Raw genomic sequence first — 1751 nt, forward strand, 5'->3', positions numbered from 1 at the left:
CGACTAAAGTCAAATAGGAATTTCTTCTCATTATCCACAGTCTAAAGCCAGTGGCAATTGAAAACATTGTGTCAAAGCTTGATAATGAATTGCCTCCTGTTTTAGCTGGAAGATGAGAATTTAAGAAGATAAATTTTGCTTTAGCCAAAACAAAAAAGCTTAAACATTTCGACTAAAGTCAAATAGGAATTTCTTCTCATTATCCACAGTCTAAAGCTAGTGGCAATTGAAACCTTTGACAAAAAAGATTGATATTCTATGGCCTCCTGATTGGAGTTCTAGCAGAGTCTCCGCAGGGACTCTGCGATGCTAATATCTGGTGAGAAAAGCATTAGAGTTTAGTTCAAAGTCCCCTAGTGGGAGACAATTAACGGATATAAACTATTATATCTGTAATACCAAAACTATTTAAAAATCATTTTGATTGATACTTTTTTGTACTGAATCAGAGGGCGTTAAGATAAAATAAGCATGTGATGATTTATCGTTTATAGTATGTTTTGCATTTATTGCTATAGTAGCATCACTTCTACTACTTTCAAATTTCATAAAGGCACACTTATATTTTTCATCAGATTCAAGTTTTTTAAGAATAGTTGTTTTGGCAAAATCAAGTTTCCATGAAGTCATTTCAAGTATTTTAATATTTTCCGGAATATTCAAATCTGGACCATCGTAAGGGTGATCACCACAGAGCATGGGATATCTTATTTTGTACCCCTTATTTTCCAAAGTTTGAAATAGATCGGAAAGTTGAAACGAAATGCTACCAAAATTCCAAAAATCGGGGGAATAACTAAATTTAAAGTAAGAGACTATTTTTGACAGTTTACCATTTTCAAACGTATATTCTACTTTTGCAATCTTACCACCAACAGAAATACCCTCACTAACTAATGTATAAAATTGATTCGATCTTATTTCTCCTGTTATATTTCTTCCTTCTAAATTTGATACTTGATCAATTGACATCCCCCATTTAAGTTCTCTAAAATCGGCTTGAGCATGTACCACAGAAAAAATAGAAACAAATGAAATAACAAAACAAAATACTTTTATCTTCATTTTTTTATAGAGTAAAAAATTAATTAATAGTTTTAAAGCCATTTTACCTATTGATTCGTTTTTGATTTACGAATTGTTGATCCGAAGAAAAATTAAAATAAATTCATCATGTCCAATAAAAATTACCCTTTCCATTGCAGGAGAGACAAATTTCGCATTTTATATTTGAATCATACCTTCCTTCCTTTGAGCAGATTGAACAATACTCAAATTCATACTTTTCTTCCGAAATATCTATAATTTCATCAGATTTACAAGTTCCACAATACTGATAATACCCTGAACCATGACAAGCTTTGCAAATAGACTTTTCATCATTTCTTGAAAATGTTTTATACTTTTCTTCATTAGGAAGAGATTCCTTTTTTACTTTTTTCTCTTTATCCCAATTGTCTAAGAGATATTTAGCGAAAAATAACCAAAATAAAACAGCAAAAATTATAGATAAAGAATAACATATTCGCTTTGAATTAAATATCTCACAAATTCTTCTTCCTCATCTCCTTCACCGCATAATCAACTGCTCTGGCGGAGAACGCCATGTAGGTTAGTGATGGATTTTGGGTAGAGGTGGAGGTCATACAGGCACCGTCAGTCACAAAAACGTTTTTGCAGGCGTGTAGCTGATTAAAGCCATTCAGCATCGAGGTTTTTGGGTCTTTGCCCATTCTTACGCCGCCCATTTC

General features: G+C 32.4%; 2 protein-coding genes. Both read right to left on the reverse strand.

Annotation, left to right across the window (positions count from 1 at the left end):
- Positions 1-408 precede the first annotated feature (408 nt).
- Positions 409-1107 (reverse strand): hypothetical protein, encoded by a 699-nt coding sequence (locus EGI31_RS14965; RefSeq protein ID WP_255037416.1) that lies wholly within the window; start codon positions 1105-1107, stop codon positions 409-411.
- Between the two features lie 437 nt (positions 1108-1544).
- On the reverse strand, positions 1545-1751 hold a 207-nt coding region (locus EGI31_RS14970; RefSeq protein ID WP_255037982.1), incomplete at its 5' end, for a GMC oxidoreductase.

The sequence above is a fragment of the Lacihabitans soyangensis genome (assembly GCF_024343775.1).
GTDB lineage: Bacteria > Bacteroidota > Bacteroidia > Cytophagales > Spirosomataceae > Leadbetterella > Leadbetterella soyangensis.